15 protein-coding genes and 2 pseudogenes are annotated in these 15,481 nt (G+C 70.7%); 10 read left to right on the top strand and 7 right to left on the bottom strand.

Annotated features, from left to right (window positions below; genetic code table 11):
* Nucleotides 1-6 precede the first annotated feature (6 nt).
* Nucleotides 7-345, bottom strand: a complete 339-nt coding sequence (locus AB0H75_RS43535; protein WP_367806651.1) for a hypothetical protein — start codon at nt 343-345, stop codon at nt 7-9.
* 658 nt (nt 346-1,003) lie between these two features.
* On the opposite strand from AB0H75_RS43535, the gene AB0H75_RS43530 reads away from it, so the two are divergent.
* From AB0H75_RS43530 to AB0H75_RS43510, 5 genes are all read left to right on the top strand, one after another.
* Nucleotides 1,004-1,210, top strand: a complete 207-nt coding sequence (locus AB0H75_RS43530; protein WP_367806649.1) for a LacI family DNA-binding transcriptional regulator — start codon at nt 1,004-1,006, stop codon at nt 1,208-1,210.
* 90 nt (nt 1,211-1,300) lie between these two features.
* Complete coding sequence (locus tag AB0H75_RS43525) at nt 1,301-3,475, top strand: DUF6351 family protein (protein WP_367806647.1); 2,175 nt, start codon at nt 1,301-1,303, stop codon at nt 3,473-3,475.
* Nucleotides 3,476-3,767: 292 nt separating this feature from the next.
* The gene (locus AB0H75_RS43520; protein WP_367806645.1) at nt 3,768-4,844 is read left to right on the top strand and encodes a LacI family DNA-binding transcriptional regulator; all 1,077 of its coding nucleotides are present in this window, start codon (nt 3,768-3,770) and stop codon (nt 4,842-4,844) included.
* An 85-nt stretch (nt 4,845-4,929) separates the two neighbouring features.
* Complete coding sequence (locus AB0H75_RS43515) at nt 4,930-5,139, top strand: hypothetical protein (protein ID WP_367806643.1); 210 nt, start codon at nt 4,930-4,932, stop codon at nt 5,137-5,139.
* A gap of 227 nt (nt 5,140-5,366) precedes the next feature.
* Complete coding sequence (locus AB0H75_RS43510) at nt 5,367-8,231, top strand: exo-alpha-sialidase (RefSeq protein ID WP_367806641.1); 2,865 nt, start codon at nt 5,367-5,369, stop codon at nt 8,229-8,231.
* A gap of 399 nt (nt 8,232-8,630) precedes the next feature.
* Here AB0H75_RS43510 and AB0H75_RS43505 read toward each other — a convergent pair whose 3' ends face one another.
* The 3 genes and pseudogenes from AB0H75_RS43505 to AB0H75_RS43495 form a co-directional block, all read right to left on the bottom strand.
* Nucleotides 8,631-9,542: a GDSL-type esterase/lipase family protein gene (locus AB0H75_RS43505; protein ID WP_367806639.1), complete on the bottom strand. Its 912-nt coding sequence runs from the start codon at nt 9,540-9,542 to the stop codon at nt 8,631-8,633.
* On the bottom strand, nt 9,539-10,519 hold the full coding sequence (locus AB0H75_RS43500; protein ID WP_367806637.1) for a S8 family serine peptidase: 981 nt from the start codon (nt 10,517-10,519) through the stop codon (nt 9,539-9,541). Before AB0H75_RS43500 ends, AB0H75_RS43505 begins: the two co-directional genes overlap by 4 nt.
* Before the next feature lie 20 nt (nt 10,520-10,539).
* Nucleotides 10,540-10,745: pseudogene (locus tag AB0H75_RS43495) on the bottom strand (carboxylesterase family protein); the annotation flags it as partial.
* A gap of 152 nt (nt 10,746-10,897) precedes the next feature.
* Here AB0H75_RS43495 and AB0H75_RS43490 point away from each other — a divergent pair.
* A pseudogene (locus AB0H75_RS43490) lies at nt 10,898-11,053 on the top strand (IS630 family transposase); the annotation flags it as partial.
* Between the two features lie 9 nt (nt 11,054-11,062).
* On the opposite strand, the gene AB0H75_RS43485 reads toward AB0H75_RS43490, so the two are convergent.
* The gene (locus AB0H75_RS43485; protein ID WP_367806635.1) at nt 11,063-11,473 is read right to left on the bottom strand and encodes a bleomycin resistance protein; all 411 of its coding nucleotides are present in this window, start codon (nt 11,471-11,473) and stop codon (nt 11,063-11,065) included.
* Between the two features lie 281 nt (nt 11,474-11,754).
* Nucleotides 11,755-12,240 carry a hypothetical protein gene (locus tag AB0H75_RS43480; RefSeq protein ID WP_367806633.1) on the bottom strand — a complete coding sequence of 162 codons (486 nt, stop codon included), beginning with the start codon at nt 12,238-12,240 and terminating at the stop codon, nt 11,755-11,757.
* Nucleotides 12,241-12,272: 32 nt separating this feature from the next.
* Here AB0H75_RS43480 and AB0H75_RS43475 point away from each other — a divergent pair, with 32 nt between their 5' ends.
* The 4 genes from AB0H75_RS43475 to AB0H75_RS43460 all read left to right on the top strand — a co-directional run bounded on the left by AB0H75_RS43475 (nt 12,273) and on the right by AB0H75_RS43460 (nt 14,357).
* Nucleotides 12,273-12,428, top strand: coding sequence for a trypco2 family protein (locus AB0H75_RS43475; protein ID WP_367806631.1), 156 nt, complete (start codon nt 12,273-12,275; stop codon nt 12,426-12,428).
* Nucleotides 12,425-12,559 carry a hypothetical protein gene (locus tag AB0H75_RS43470; RefSeq protein WP_367806629.1) on the top strand — a complete coding sequence of 45 codons (135 nt, stop codon included), beginning with the start codon at nt 12,425-12,427 and terminating at the stop codon, nt 12,557-12,559. Before AB0H75_RS43475 ends, AB0H75_RS43470 begins: the two co-directional genes overlap by 4 nt.
* Nucleotides 12,560-13,588: 1,029 nt before the next feature.
* Entirely contained in the window at nt 13,589-13,897 is a 309-nt protein-coding gene (locus tag AB0H75_RS43465) for a DUF6355 family natural product biosynthesis protein (protein ID WP_367806627.1), read from the top strand.
* A complete protein-coding gene (locus AB0H75_RS43460) occupies nt 13,869-14,357 on the top strand; it encodes a CHAT domain-containing protein (RefSeq protein ID WP_367806625.1) in 489 nt (162 codons plus the stop codon). Before AB0H75_RS43465 ends, AB0H75_RS43460 begins: the two co-directional genes overlap by 29 nt.
* A gap of 230 nt (nt 14,358-14,587) precedes the next feature.
* On the opposite strand, the gene AB0H75_RS43455 is transcribed toward AB0H75_RS43460, so the two are convergent.
* On the bottom strand, nt 14,588-15,481 hold the full coding sequence (locus AB0H75_RS43455; protein ID WP_367806623.1) for a CU044_5270 family protein: 894 nt from the start codon (nt 15,479-15,481) through the stop codon (nt 14,588-14,590).

Genomic DNA, 15,481 nt, shown 5'->3' with positions numbered 1-15,481 from the left:
CCGGGCTCAGGCCGCGCAGTGGCCGGCGGGCTTGACGGACAGCACGGTGTGGGCGCGCGTCACCGCCTTCCTGGCACCCAGGGTGTAACCGTAGGGCGTGCCGCTGACGCAGTAGGTCACGCCGGTCTGGTTGGACACCTGGGAGACCTGCAGCCCGTCCGGGAAGGACCGGCTGCCACCCTGCTCGACCAGCACGGGCCTGGCCGAGGACGAGCTCGGCTGGAGGCACAGGTAACCGGCCGGGCAGGTGGCCCGGCCGGTGGCGGAGGCAGGCTGGGCGGCGAGGGTGGCGGCCGTGGCCAGCGCGGCCGCGGTGGCGGCGAGGAGCTTGCTCTTGATCTTCATGTGGTCTTGGTACCGGGCGGGACTGACGCCCAGGTGAACGATCTTGCTCCTCCCGGCGAACTTCCGGTCGGACCGCCTCAGGAGATCGGGCGCCGCCAGGAGAAGCGGCCGGGCCCGGTGCGGTACGCGGTGCCGTCCGGGAACCGGATCCGCGTCCGGGAGCCTGCGGGGACGCCGGCCGAGGTGGCCGCCCTGGAGGTCCCCTGCCGACGGCGATCCTGCCCTGGGGACCGTCGAACGTGCCCGCCGCCCACGTGATCGACTCGTCCGGCACGCCTCCACGAGCGGCGTCACCGCCTGGTCACCCTGGCTGATGAAGGGTCCTCGGTTCGAGCCGGCTCGCGGCGCTCATCTGGGGGACGTACGCGGTGAAGGAGTTCCAGAAGCCGGTGTTGGAGCGGGGGTAGTCCACTGGCACGTTCGGAGAGTGTTGCCCGCCGTGGCCGCGACATCTATGACGGGCCTCACGCTGACCGGCCAGGCTCCCGCGAGCCGGGCTGGAGGTCGCCCACTTCGCCCCGGCGGCTGCGTACGGCCTCCTCGCCACCATGGTGGGAGCGCGCACCCGGATGGTTGACCAAGTCATCTATTGACGCGACCGAACTCGGTGCCTAGCATTTCGGCACCATTCCTAATACGTATTAACCAGGAGTTTCAGATGGCTCCTCCCCCACGGCACCGCCGCGCCACCCGGGCGGACATCGCCAGGCACGCGGGTGTCTCCCAGGCGACCGTGTCGCTCGTGCTCAGCGGCGGCGCGATCAGCGACCAGATCGCCGAGTCGACGCGGCAGACCGTCCTGGTGGGACGACACCTTCTCCCTGCCGTCCATCCCGCTGCCGGAGAACACGGGGTGCTCCGATGACCTCGGCGACCTCTCCCTGCTCTCCAGCGCCGACGCCGTCCGGTTGCTCCCCGTCAGGTGAACCGGATTCCATCGACACCGGAGGTAACAATGTCTCTTCGTGGCGCAGGCGCCCGCTGGCGCGCCTGGCGGGCGATCCCCGTCGTGGTCGTCCTGCTCGTGATCGCGCCGGTCAGCGGCGTCCAAGCCGCACCCGAAGAACCCGGTCTGCTACGGATCGTGTCCCTGTCCGGCCCCGCCGGGACCGTGAGCGGCGACGATGTGCTGATCCGGGTGGAGGCCAAGGGACGCTTTCCCCTCGATCGGATCACCATCAAGCACGACGGGAGGGACGTGACGCACCTGTTCACCCCCGACCCGCAGCGGCACCACTTGACCGGTCTGGTCACCCGCTTACAGCCGGGTACGAACCACCTGGCCGCCGCCATCCGGGGCGACGTGGGCCGCGCAGCCCGCCTCACCGTCGTCAACCACCCGATCACGGGCCCTGTCATCAGCGGCCCGCACGAGCAGCCGTACATGTGCGCCACCCAGCGCTTCCGGCTCCTCGACGGAACAACGCTGGGCGCCGCCCTGGACGCCAACTGCTCGGCCGCGACCCGGGTGGACTACGCCTACCGCTCTACCACGGGAGCCATCAAGGCGCTGCCCGACCCGGCCGTACGCCCGCCCGACCTCGCCCAGACCACCACCTCGGACGGCGTGAGCGTCCCGTTCCTGATCCGGATCGAGACCGGAACGATCAACCGGGCCATCTACCAGATCTCCATGCTGCACGACCCGGCGGACGCCGCGCCCACCCGCTCAAGCCCGAGCCAGGGCTGGAACGGCCGGCTGATCTACACCTTCGGCGGCGGGTGCCGAAGCGGCTGGTACGTCCAGGGATCGAACACCGGCGGCGTCACGAGCCCGGAGATGCTCGGCCGCGGATACGCCGTCGCCTCCTCGTCGCTGAACGTGATGGGCAACAACTGCAACGACCTCCTGTCCGCCGAGACCATGATGATGGTCAAGGAACACATCATCGAGCAGTACGGTTCACCGCGTTTCACGATCGGCTGGGGCTCATCGGGCGGTTCCTACCAGAGCTACCAGATCGCCGACAACTACCCCGGCTTGCTCGACGGCATCATCGTGGGGCAGAGCTTCCCCGACGTCGCCTCGGCCACCAACTTCACGCTCATGGACGCCCGGCTGCTCGACCTGTACTTCAAGGAGCGGGCGCCCGGCGCGTTCACCCCCGAACAGCAGCGTCAGATCGCCGGGTTCAGGGTCTCCGCCGGCATTCCCAACCTGAGCGACGGAGCTGCACGGCTGGACCCGGACGGCGAGTTCGCATCCTACGTACCGGCCGCGCTGCGCTACAACGCCCTCACCCGTCCTGACGGTGCCCGCGGAGACGTCTACGACCACACCGTGAACGTCTACGGCAGGGACCCCGACACCGGCTTCGCGCTCCGGCCGCTGGACAACGTGGGCATCCAGTACGGCCTTTCCGCACTCAACCGGGCAGTCATCACCAAGCAGCAGTTCCTCGACCTCAACGCCGGGATCGGCGGCCTGGACATCGACGCGGACCACATCCCGCAGCGCACCGTGGCGGATCTCCCCGCCACCCGCGCGGCGTACGAGAGCGGCCGGATCCTGTCCGGCGCAGGCGGGCTGGCGGCCACTCCCATCATCGACTACCGCGCGTACTCGGACGACACCACCGATGGCGACATCCACATGATGGTGCACGGATTCTCCACCCGCGCCCGGCTCGTGACCGCGAACGGAGACGCGCGGAACCACGTGATGCTCGTGGAGGACAACCAGTTCGGGGGCTTCAGCCTGAACAGCCCGGTGCTGCGCGGCGCCTTGGCGAGCATGGACGCCTGGCTCACCGGCATCACCGCCGACACCTCGGCCGAGAGCCTGCGGAGCAAGGTACTCCTGCACAGGCCGGCCGACCTGACCGACGCCTGCTGGACCCCGGAAACGCCGCCACGCAAGATCAGCCAGGCGCTGTCGGCGGACAACCAGGGTGAGTGCGGCGCGCTGTTCCCGGCCTTCGGCACGCCGCGGCTCGAAGCCGGTGCCCCACTGGCCGACGACGTGGTGAAGTGCCGGCTCAAGCCCGTCGACCTCACGGACTACGACGTCGAGTTCACGGCGGCCGAGGTCACCCGGTTGCGGAGCGTCTTCCCGGACGGGGTGTGCGACTGGTCGGCGACCGGCGTGGAACAGCGGCCGCTCAAGGGGACCTGGCTCACCTTCGACTGACCATCTGTACGTGTCCGTGGGCGGCGCGATCGTGCCGCGGGGGGGCGTGGCCCGCCCGTGGCCGCTCACGACGATCATGCCGTAGCGGCAGACGTCGACCACGGAACCGGCGGCGACCTCGACGGGCACCGCGGATGAAGCGTTCGTCACGGCTCCATCACCGACGTCGCGGCCTCGTTGCCGCCGTGGTGCGAGCGCGCATCGGGATGGCTAAGCGAGTCATCTGTTGACGTGCCCGAGATCGAGAATTAGCCTTTTGTCCACTTCTTAATACGTATTAACAAGGATTCACATGGCTCCTCCCCGGCCGCAACGCCGACCCACCCAGGTGGACATCGCCAGACGCGCGGGTGTCTCCCAGGCGACCGTGTCGCTCGTGCTCAGCGGCGGCGCGGTCAGCGACCAGGTTGCCGAGGCAACGCGGCAGGCGGTCCTCGCGGCGGCGGCCGAGCTGGGCTACTCGGTCAACATCGCCGCGCGCAGCCTCAAGGGCGGGCGCAACCACCTGCTGGGCCTGTACACCTTCGAGCCCGTCTTCCCGACCGATCAGCGCGACTTCTACTTCCCGTTCCTGATGGGCGTGGAGGAGGAGACCGCGCGGCAGGGCTACGACCTGCTGCTGTTCAGCTCGGTCAGCTCGGGCGACCGGGCGATCTACAGCGGCGGGGTGAACCGGCTCAAGCTCGCCGACGGCTGCGTGCTGCTCGGCCGCAACGTCCGGCGCGAGGAGCTGGCGGAGCTGGTCAGGGAGGACTTCCCGTTCGTCTTCATCGGCCGCCGCGAGCTGCCGGGCGCCGAGCTGTCCTACGTCGCGGCCGACTACGTGACGGCCACCAGCGACCTGGTCGCCGAGCTCGTCCGGCTCGGCCACCGGAGGATCCTCTACCTGCGCGAGCCCGCCGGCACCGAGCCGACCCGCGACCGCGAGGCGGGCTACCGCCAGGGCCTCGCCGCCGCCGGCATCGAGGTGGACGAGTCGCTCATCCACGAGCTCGCCGACCCGGCCGACCTGTCGCCCGCGTTCGCCGAGCACTGGACCGGCACCGCCGGGGTCACCGCGATCCTCGTGGAGCCCAGCGAGGACAACCGGCTGACCACCGCCCTGGACGCGACCAGCAGGGCGGCCACGATGCGCTTCCCCGATGACTGCTCGATCGCGCTGCTCGGCGACCCGCCGTCGTGGACCCCGGAGCTGCGGGACTGGACCCGCTTCTCCCTGCCCCGCGCCGACATGGCCCGTACGGCCGTGCAGATCCTCATCGACCTGCTCGGTGCGCCGCGCGGCGCGGCCCGACAGGTCACCCTGCCCTGCAGCTTCGTGCCGGGCGACTCCGTCGGCCCGGCGCCCGACCGGAGGTGGCCGCGATGATCAGGATGATCGTCCGCCGGCTGCTGAAGGGAGCAGACGTGCTCCGCACCAGGCTGGATCCGCGTATCCGGACGGAGGCCAGGTCATGACCTCGGTGACGAACGGCACCGTGATCCTGCCCGGACAGGTCGCCACGCGCCGGTGGCGCCGGGGTGCGCCGGCCCGGCCGCCGTACGTGGTGATCACGCCGTACGTGCCGATGGCGGCGATCGGGCCGCTCCCTATCGCCTCCGACCCGGTGCACACCGTGGCGGACAGCCGCGCCCCCACGCCAGCCTGCTCCCGGCGCGGGTAGCGGGCTTGGCCGGTGTCCCCTGCTGCCTCTACGGTCGGGTCCGCCACCGGCGCAAACAGTGGTGTTCACCTCCGTTCCTCATGCTGCCTCGATCAGCCGGGGCCCATCTGCGAAGAAGCGGGTGGATTCCGGCAGTGTGACGGCGCAGCAGCCCACCCTGTTCTGGTAGCGACCCCATCAGGAGGATCGAGATGTCACGTCCGCCCCGTGCGCGGCCCGGAGTGCTGGTGGCGCTCCTGCGTTTGACACTGGTGTCGTGCGTAGTGGCCCTGGGGACTCTGTTCTCTCCGGCGCCTGCCGCGGTCGCGGTGCCGCCGGGTGGCGGCTCGTTCAGCGAGACCGAGCTGTGGGACGCGACTGATACCGATGACCCGTACGTACGCATGCATGTGCAGGCGTTCGCCGTGGTTCCGGCGGGAACACTCCTGCCCGCCTCGGGCGGCCAGGAGGCCCTGGCCGGCGATGTCGTGCTTGCCGTCACCGAGGGGCGTAAGTCCGACTGCGACTGCGCCAAGAAGGACCTGCTGCTGCGGCGCAGTCTGGACGGCGCGCGTACCTGGTCCGCCAGTGTCGTGGTGGTCGCCGACGACGCGCCCGAGGGTGACAGCATTGGCAGCCCGTCGTTGCTGGTGGATGGGCAGACAGGTGCGGTGTTCCTGTTCTACCGCGGCGCGGACGCGTCGACGTTCGTCAAGCGGAGCGACGACGCCGGCGCGACCTGGGGTGCACGGGTGGACCTGAGTTCGCTGTACGCCACCAACCCGAACGGCTGGACGAGCCAGGCCCCCACCCCGGGTCACGGGATCCAGCTCGTCAACGGCCGGCTGCTGATGCCCGTCAGCCACAAGGCCTCCGGCTCCGAACCCCACTATGGGGTCGATCTGCTGCTCAGCGACGACCACGGGATCAGCTGGCGGCGCAGCGCGCCGATCCCGTTCTCCACGAGCTATCCGATCGGCGAGAGCCGGGTCTTTCAGCGCAGCGACGGTGCGGTTGTGATCAACGGCCGGTGGGGCGCGGGCGGGACCCATTACCGCATCACGTCGACCAGCACTGACGGCGGGGCGACATGGTCTCCGCCGGTGGTCGACGGCTCGGTCGAGCAGTTCGTCGCCGTCGACGCCGGTCTGATCCGGTACACCCGCGGACCGGTCAACCGGATCTTGTACAGCCGGCCGGATGCCGCGGCGCGGGAGAACATGACCGTCTCGGTCTCCTACGACGAGGGCGCCAGCTACCGCTACAGCCGGGTGGTCAATCCTGGCCCGTCCTACTACTCCGACCTCGCGTCGCTGTCCGACGGCACGATCCTGCTGATCTACGGACGCGACGGCGATTCGCGCGCCTTCCCGGAACGCATCACGGTGGCTCGGTTCGACCTTGAGTGGCTGACGAACGGGCGCGACAGCCTGGCCAGTGGGCCGGGATTCGCCCAGCGCGAATACGAGCTCGCCGTCCCGCAGGCCCGGACCAACACCGGCGGCGCGCCGCGTCTGGTCTCGGACGCCAATGCCGGAGGCGGCAAGGTCATCCGGCACGAGGCGAACGGTCTCGGTGACTACGTCGAGGTCCCGTTCGACGTCGCGATCGCGGGCAGCTATGAGGTGTCCGTACGCCAGCACCGTCGCAGCGACCGGGGCCGGATCCGCACGAGCGTCGACGGGACGGATCTGCCGTACAGCCGGGTCGATCCGACGATGACGACGGGTGAGGGCTTCCGGCTCTATCCCCTGGGCGTGGTCACGTTGACCGCAGGCACGCACTGGATCCGGTTCACCCTTGTCGACGCGGGCCGTGGTGGCGGGAAGGTGATCGCTCCCGATCAGCTCATGCTGATCTCGGGCGGGCCCGCCGCTGATCCGCCGCGAACCGTCGCGGACAACAACGCGCCGACCGGCTTCGACATCGTGTCCGGCACGTGGGACACCAATGCGACCGGGGTGGCGGGGTACTACGGGCAGTTCTACGCGACCCATCCGGCGGGTACCGGCGGCGCGGTGGCGCGGTTCCGGCCCGACGTGCGGATGACCGGGACGTACGAGGTGGCCGTCCGGTATCCGGCGCACTCGAACCGGGCCTCGAACGCGCCCTACGTGGTCAAACATGCGGACGGGCAGGCGACCTTCCGGGTCGACCAGCGCACCGAGGGCGGACGGTGGGTGGTGCTGGGCGCCTTCTCCTTCATCGCCGGCGACACGGCCACCGTCGAGTTGTCCGACGACGCGGACGGGTACGTCGTCGCCGACGCTGTGCGCCTTGTCCGGCTCGGAGGCGTCGCGGACAACAGCGCGACCGGCTTCGAGATGGTGTCCGGCTCCTGGAATCCGGCGACCGGCGTGTCCGGGTACTACGGGCAGGATTACCGGACCGCTCCGGCGGGCACCGGCGCGTCGAAGGTCCGCTGGCGGCCGGACGTACCGGAGAGCGGGGTGTACCAGGTTGCGGTCTGGTACACCGCGGACGGGAACCGGGCGTCGAACGCGCCGTACGTGGTGAACCACGCGGGCGGGGCGACGACGATCCGCATCGACCAGCGGACTCGGGGTTCCCAGTGGGTGTCACTGGGCTACTTCCTGTTCGCTGTCGGCACGGGCACGGTCGAGTTGTCCGACGACGCGGACGGGTACGTCGTCGCCGACGCGGTGCGGCTCATCTATCAGGGCACGGTGGCCGACAACGCCTCGACCAGCTTCTCCGTGGTGGCCGGTACCTGGAACACCAACGCGCAGAGCGTGCCCGGGTATTACGGGCGGGACTACGCCACCAGCCCGGCGGGCACCGGCGCGGCAAGGGCGCGGTGGACCCTGGCGGTGCCGACGAGCGGGGTGTACCAGGTTGCGGTCTGGTACACCGCGGACGGGAACCGGGCGTCGAACGCGCCGTACGTGGTGAACCACGCGGGCGGGTCAGCAACGGTCCGGGTCGACCAACGGTCCCGCAACGGGCGGTGGGTGTCGCTCGGTGAGTACTCGTTCGCTGCCGGCGTGGCCACCGTCGAGCTGGCCGACGACGCCAACGGATACGTCGTCGCCGACGCGGTACGGATTCTGTACCAGCGCAGCATAAATGCATCGGATTCGGATATTCATTGACCCCTTTTCGTGCGCCCAGCAGAGCAGGAGGTGAAGCCATGACATAGCGGCTGATCTTTTGTTCGTGAGCTCATCGTCGCTTGCCGGTGGAAGTCCGGTCCGGGTAGCTGCCGCCAGGGTTGACGTCCACGGGAGTCGTGGATGAATCGATCGTCGAGTGATCCTGTTTCTGCAGGTTGAGCGCTACCCGGCCCAGCCCGCCGACAGCTGATCCGCCACGCTGCTTTCCGCACGCCGTCAGCGTTGCGCTCGCCCGGCACTATCCCCGCTCCTCCCGATCACGACGCCCCATCGGGGCGGCAACGCGGAGCGGATCGCGGGGTGGGCCGGGAGGATCGCCGCCGAGCTGCGGTGACACCGGCTCGGACGGGACGGCTCGGGCCATCGGGGCCCGGGCCGTCACGGGTGGGTGCGGAGGTGCTCCACGACCAGTCCGGCTACGGCCGTCATGCCCGTCAGGGTCGGGTGGTACGGCACCGCCGCCTTCCGCCGCAGGAGCGAGCCCTCGTAGCCGGTCACCCACGGTTCGGGTGACAGCGGGCCGTGGCCGAGGCTCGCCGCCGAGGCGCGGACCAGCTCGGCCCCGCTGCGTTCGGCGGCGGCGGCGAACGCAGCGGCCAGCAGCTCGGCCGTGCGGGCGGCCTGGCGCAGCTCGGCGGGCGTGAGCGGCAGCAGGGGCGCGGGGACGACGGCGGCCCGCTCGCAGCTCCCCACGATCGTGAGATAGTCCACGAACAGCACCCGCGCGGCCGGCGCCCGCCGCCGCACGGCTTCGCCGACAGCCGTCATGGCCCGCTCGGCTGCCTCCACGCGGTCGCCGTCCACCTCCAGGGACACGCGGTCGCGCACCCAGCGGGCGGCCATGCGCGAGAGGCGGCCGCCCCGGTCCCGGTCGGCTCGGTCCCGGTCGGCTCGGCTCCGGTCGGCTCGGTCCTGGGGGTCGAGGCGGCGGGCGATGGCGGCGGCGAGCCCGGCCTTGATCAGGCCGCCGATGTAGCCGAGGTCGTTGCCGCCCACGGTGATCGTGACGAGCGCCGTGCCGGCCGTGACGGCGCCGACCTGCGGCGGCACCCCGCGCCGGCCCTCCAGGACGTCGGCCGTCGTCGCCCCCGAGCGGGTGACGTCCGTCAGGCGCAGACCGAGGGCGTCGGCGACCTGGTGGGGGTAGTTGCGGCCGGACCTGCCCGCCCGGCGCTCGACGATGGGCGGAATGCCGGGGCCGGCGGCGAACGAACTGCCGATCGCGACGTAGAGCGCGCCCTCGGCAATGCGACGCGACGCTCCCGCGCCCGCCTCCGTCTCTGCGTTCACCCTTGGGCCCACCGCTGGGTCCACCGCTGGGTCCACCGCTGGGCCCACCACTGGGCCCCGGGCCGCGTCCGGTCCAGGGCCCGTCCCGTCGTCCGCCGTCGCCATGCGTCCTCCCTCGTCGTCGCGTCCGCCACACCCTGCCCTGGACCGCCTCCCGACGGCAAGATCGAGGCCTGGGCTTGCGGCTCGCCCCGCCGGCCGACGCGGCCGCGCGGGAGGAGGTCAGGCGGGCCGCGGCCGGGCTGCCCGAGGAACTGCTGGAGCAGGTCGCGGCGGCGTACGGGGGGCGGCATCGAGGCGTGGGAGCCGGTGGCGGTGCCCCTGCCGTCGGCGTGGGACGAGCGGCGGCTGCCCGAGCCGTACGGGTCGACGGAGGAGCTGGTGCGTGGCCTGGTGGCCGTCACGTGGTCGGACGATCCCCATGAGGTAGAACACCTTCTGGCGGGGCCGGCCACCTGGCCGGCGCGCGACCGCGGCGGGCTGCGGGTGGCGTTGCGTCCGTGGGGGGGAGCCGCGGCCACGCCGCGGTAACGCCCGTCGGACGCCGCGCCGCTCCCGGCGATCGTCGAGGCCACGTGGGTGCCATGCCCGACCGGGTCCCTCTCGTCGGGCTCATCCGTGAAGTCCTTCCCGCCGCTCACCCTGTCCACCGGGTCGGCGTGGGTGGCGTCGATCCCGGTGTCCAGGACCGCGACCTTGACGCCCTTGCCGGTCAAGCCGCCGGCCCGGTCCACGGATGCGCCGATCTGCGGGACGCTGGTGTCCAGCGACACCTTCCCGGGCCCGTCCAGCGACACCTTCCGGAGCCCGTCCAGCAAGCCGGCCTCCAGCAGCGGCACCGCGTCGTTCGGGACCACGCGCAGCCTGCCTCCGCTCTCGTCGGTGCTGAGCAACACGACCGAACCGGTGATCGCGGCCTTGCCGTTGGCGGTGAACAGCCGGGTCTCCTCGGTGGTCGTGGTCACCAGCAGCGGCACCCGGGCGGCGGCACCTGGCCAGGATCGCCACCGAACGCCGCCACGTTCTCCCGCACCCATCGCAGGGCGGCGATCTGGTCGCGCAGGGCCAGGTTGGCGGGCACGCCGTCGCCGTACCAGAGCCCGGGCAGCCCGAGCCGGACACGAACGCGCCGCCGTGCAGGAACACCAGCACCGGCCGGCCGCCCTCGCAGGAGGGTGTCCAGACGTTGAGGCACAGGCAGTCCTCACCGGAGGTGGCGGGGTCGAGCTCCAGGCCGGGCACCTCGTCGGCGGTGAGGCCGCGCAAGGTGCCCAGCGGTGTGCGGGCGAGCGTCATCGGGCGAGGCCGAGGAAGGCCGTGGCGTTGCCGCCGAGGACGGCGGCGCGGGCGGCGTCGTCCAGACCCGCGCCCTGCATGCCTACCTGCGCTGGCGCAACGCCCACGCCCGCCATCCCGATGTGCCGGCCGCCCAACGCCGCGAACGCGCCCGTTTCCGCAGTGAGCAAGGCATCCATCGGGGAGGCCGCGCCCGTGCCAAAGCCGCGGCATGACGTGGGTGGCTATCGGGGGCGGATCCCCAGGTGCTGAGAGATGCGCAGTAGGTAGCCGTCGGGGTCCTGCACCGCGAACTGGCGCACGCCCACGGCGTCGACGGTGCGCTCGTACCAGCGCTCTTCCAAAGGCAGCCACATCTCGTAGCCGGCGGCAAGCAGCGTGGTGTGAATCTGGTCCACGTCATCCACTTCGACAGTGAGGTTGATCCCCCGCCCGTAGGGGTGGTCCAGCTCCGCGCGCGGGTAGAGACGGTCTCGGCTCAACGGCTGCTCCAGCATCAGATCCGCCCCACCACGTTCTAAGTAAGCAAATCGCTCCTGGGGACGCTCGTAGCGAATCCTGAAGCCCAGCAGGCGGTAGAAACCCAGGCTGGCCTGGATGTCGGAGCAGATCAGTTCAGGAACAAGTCGAGACACCTGGTCACTCTGGCAGTTCCCCGAACACTCCAGCAATCTCATAGTCGTGCCATGGGGCTTTCGAGGAGCACCATCAACCGGTGATCGTTTCCGGTCACAGCACAGCCTCAGGCTGCACGGTTCGTTAGCCGGCAACCGTCAGAAGCCTAGCGGTCCGGCTCGTAAGTCATTCGAGGGTCCACGCGGTCGCTGGTAGTGCGGCAGGCTGATGGTCACAGCCAACGGGCTGTTGGAAGTGGCGCTCCTTCTGTTCGTGTCGCTCGATCCGGGCCGGCAGGTCCTCAAGGCCGGCCGGGGTGAACTTCCATCTGAAGGCCGGTGAAGTCGTGGGGTGTGACCACCCTGCGCCGCACGATGGAAAAGAAGATCTCCACTTGGTTCAGCCAGGATGCGTGCACGGGCGTGTGGACCATCACCGCGTGGGGGAAGCGGGCGGTGAGCCGGTCGGCGGCTGCCTTGCCACAATGGGAGGAGCCGTTGTCCACGACCCAGAACACCCGCCGGGCCGAGGCGTAGGGTTCTTGCGTCACGACCTGCTCGGCCAGGTCCATGAACGGGATGATGCCCGTCTTGGGCGAGCAGCGCCCGAACACGCGGGCCTGGACCGAGGTCTTCTCATCGGCGGAGATCACGTACTCGTTGCCGGCCAAGGGCCGGCCGTTCCAGAGGCGCTGGCAGAGGTCGAGCACGTGGGTCGCCTTGGTAGCGAAGTCAGGGTCGCGGATGAAGATCCAGGCGGATGAGCGGAGGGTGAACGCGATGGACAACGAGCTGACTCAGGCGGTGGAGGGGCTGCGGGATGAGCTGGCGGCGGCGGTGGCCGGAGCCGGGCAGCCAGATCGCGTTCGCCGTGGGGCCGATCGAGCTGGAGTTCGCGGTGGAGCTGAAGGCCGACGCCAAGGCCAAGGCGGGTTTCAAGGCGTGGGTGGTCACCGCCGGGGCGGAGGCCGGGTGAGCCGGGGCCGTACGCACAAGGTGAAGCTCACGCTGACGCCCAAGCACCCCGACGGCGGCGACGTACTGACCGCCGGCACCGCGGATCGGCCGGCCGGGCCCGGTGATGTGTCCGGTCACCTCGAACCCTGACCCGCACGCCCCGGGCGCCGGCATCGTTCGGGGACATGGCCAGTGAAGGCCACGGCCCGCGACCAGGGCCACGAAGCAGATCAGGAGGCGCCGAGGCGAGACGGCAGATGCCGGGAGGGCGAATGCAGCGACCGCGGGTGGTGGGCGTGGATGCGGCCCGGCCGGCCGCAGGTCTATGCCGGCGAGGTGGTGGGGCAGGGAGCCACGGGCAGGCGTGACGATGCGGCGCTGCTGCTGATCAGGGACGACGCCTGGCGGCCGCCGGCGGGCGGGCCGGCGCGCTGGGGGCCGGCCTGTCGGGAGCGGCGCTGTTCTGCGGCAAGTTGCCGGCCGGGGGCGGTCAGCGGCGCGCCGGCCGCCGTTCGGCGTCCGGCCAGCGGCGCGCCGGGTGAGCCGAGGTGGCCCGGATGGCGGCGTGGTTGTCCCGGTCGGTGGCGAGGGTGGGGGCTCGTTCGGCGGCGAAGCGGGGGTGGCACCCGACGAGGTCGGCGAGGACGGGGGCGGGGATCTCGCGGAGGAGTTGACTGAAGGCCGCGGTTCGGCTGGTGTGTGTGACGCCGAGATCCCGGAGCCGTCTGCATAGGTGGCTGGGGGTGATCGGACGGTGGGGGTGTTGGCCGAGAAGCAGCCAGGGCGAGGTGGGGTTGGCGGCGCCATCTCGTCCGAGGATCGCGAGCGAGCTGATCATCCTGGCCGTCTCTGGAAGGCCCTCCGCTCGGGTTCGGGCGATGGGCTCCAAAGTAACGTCGGTGCCTTGTCCCTGGAGACCCACGCCCCGATCCGCGCCTGGAAACGACTGCACGGTCATGCATGACGGCTCTTCGGAGGCCAAATGATCTTCTGTCCGGGCTTGGCCACCGAGTGGACGCGTCTGGCCGCGTCTGGCCGAGTCTGTCCGCAGCCCTGTTGGACACCGTCACCACGTGGCTTTGCTGATTCTCAAGACGGTGCCGGCCACACACCTCGGCGGCTCCATGACACGACTGACGGTCATCCGGACCTGAGGTCCTCCACAGAACAGGAATCAACATGCGTGCTCAGATGAAGACGGCCGCCCTCGCCCTCACCGCCCTCACCGTCCTCACCGCACTCGCCACGCCGGCCGATGCGCGGTCAGATGGTATGCGGCCCACTGCGCTGAAGGGCGAAACGTGCGGCCACTACACCACCCCGGTGCTGGAGTACTACCGCAACTGCGCTTCCCAGAGCGAATACATCTGGGTCACCTACAGGATCGAGAGCTACAACAAGCACATCTGTGTCCTACCGGGAACGCAGGTGCAGCTCGGCAACCTCTTCAATGTCTACGGTGTCTATCACGACAGCTGGGGCTGCTGACGTTCAGGCCGAGCGGGGGGCGCAGGTGCTGTCGGCCAGGCGGGTGCCGGTGGTGGTGCTGGACGTCTGCCGGTCCTGGCAGGTCGGCAGCCAGGTGGAAGCGGCGGTGGCGACCCGGCTGGTGCAGGGCGGGGCGGCCTCGGTGGTGGCGATGGCCTACAGCGTGTACGCCATCGCCGCGGCGGAGTTCATGACCGTCTTTTATGAGCGGCTGTTCGCCGGGGACCGGGTCGCCGATGCGGTCACCGCCGGACGGGCCCGCCTGGCCCTGCACGACAAAAGGCCCAGCCCCAAGGGTCCGCCGCCGCTGGCGGAATGGATGGTGCCGGTGCACTGCCTGCGCAGCGGCCCCGCCAGGACCGACAGGCGGCAGATGAGCCGGCGCCGAACGGCGCGTTCGTGGGCCGCGACGACCTGTTCCACGGCTTGGAGGCTGCGGCCCGGCCGCACCGCGTGGTGATCCTGCGCGGGCCCGGCGGGACCGGCAAACGGAGCCGGCCAAGGCGTTCGGCCGGTGGTGGCGCGATACCGGTGGCGTCGACCGGCCGGACTTCGTGATCTGGGACTCGTTGGAGCCGGGCCTGCCCTCCTTCGGCCTGGAACGAAGGTGTGCTCCGGAGCTGACGATGGCCCGGCGTGCAGCCGGGAGCATCGCCACGGGCTCGCTCCTGCGGGGAGCAGAAGCACACGTCACTCGGGCGGGAGCTGGTCCGTCCACTCGGCGTCGATCGTCCGCATGCCGTCCGGGTCATGGGCCATTCCGCCTGTGAGCGGCGCCCATACGGAGGTTTCGCGGATCCGTCCGGTGTCGGGGTCGACGACCATGGTGCCCATCCCGGAAGCCATCGGGACCTGCAGGCGCCGCCCGCCCTCTGTCTCGCCGAGATCGACGACTCCGGGTCGTGAGGCGAGCGCTCGATAGGCGGCGGCACGGACCTGGGGCGAGACCGGCGCCTCACTGATCAGCGAGATCAGCGACTCCATGGCGAGGCCGTCCTGTTCGGCGGCTGTGATCGGTTCCCTGCTGGAGCGGACACCGCTTGCAGGGACAGCCGACCAGAGCCGGGTGTACAGGGCCTTCTCGTCGGCGGGCAGCGACCGCAGCTCTTCGAAGGTCATGCGCAGCGGCCCCACCGCGAAAGGCTGAGGCTTCGTCGGCCACTCCAAGAGCTTGCCTTCCCCCTTCAGCCCCTTGCCTTTGATCCAGAAATGACCGTCGCGCCGATACCAGTACTCCTCGCTCGCGGCCCCCTCTCTTGTGATGGTGATGTGCCAGTACGTCCCAGCGCCCTCAGGGGTGCGCTCCGCCGTGTCGGCGGCGACGAGCAGGACGTCTCGCGAACTCATGGCCGGCGGCCGGGAGTCGCCGCCACGGCCCGGCACGATCACGAGCGCGGCAGCGACGGCCGCTGCGACCGCTGGGATCAGGATCCATCGCGCCCGCCGCCAGAGGGTGCGGCGGCGCGCCGTGGGCGACGGGCTGCCGGCGCGCTCCAGCAGGGCCGCGCGGGCGGCCGTATGGGCGGCGTGTGAGGGGGCGTCGGGTTGCGGGCGCGCCGCGTGCAGCATCTCGATGTCGTCCAT

It is taken from the genome of Nonomuraea sp. NPDC050783 (genome assembly GCF_040802095.1).
Classification (GTDB): Bacteria; Actinomycetota; Actinomycetes; order Streptosporangiales; family Streptosporangiaceae; genus Nonomuraea.
This window is presented reverse-complemented; position numbering and strand designations above follow the sequence as displayed.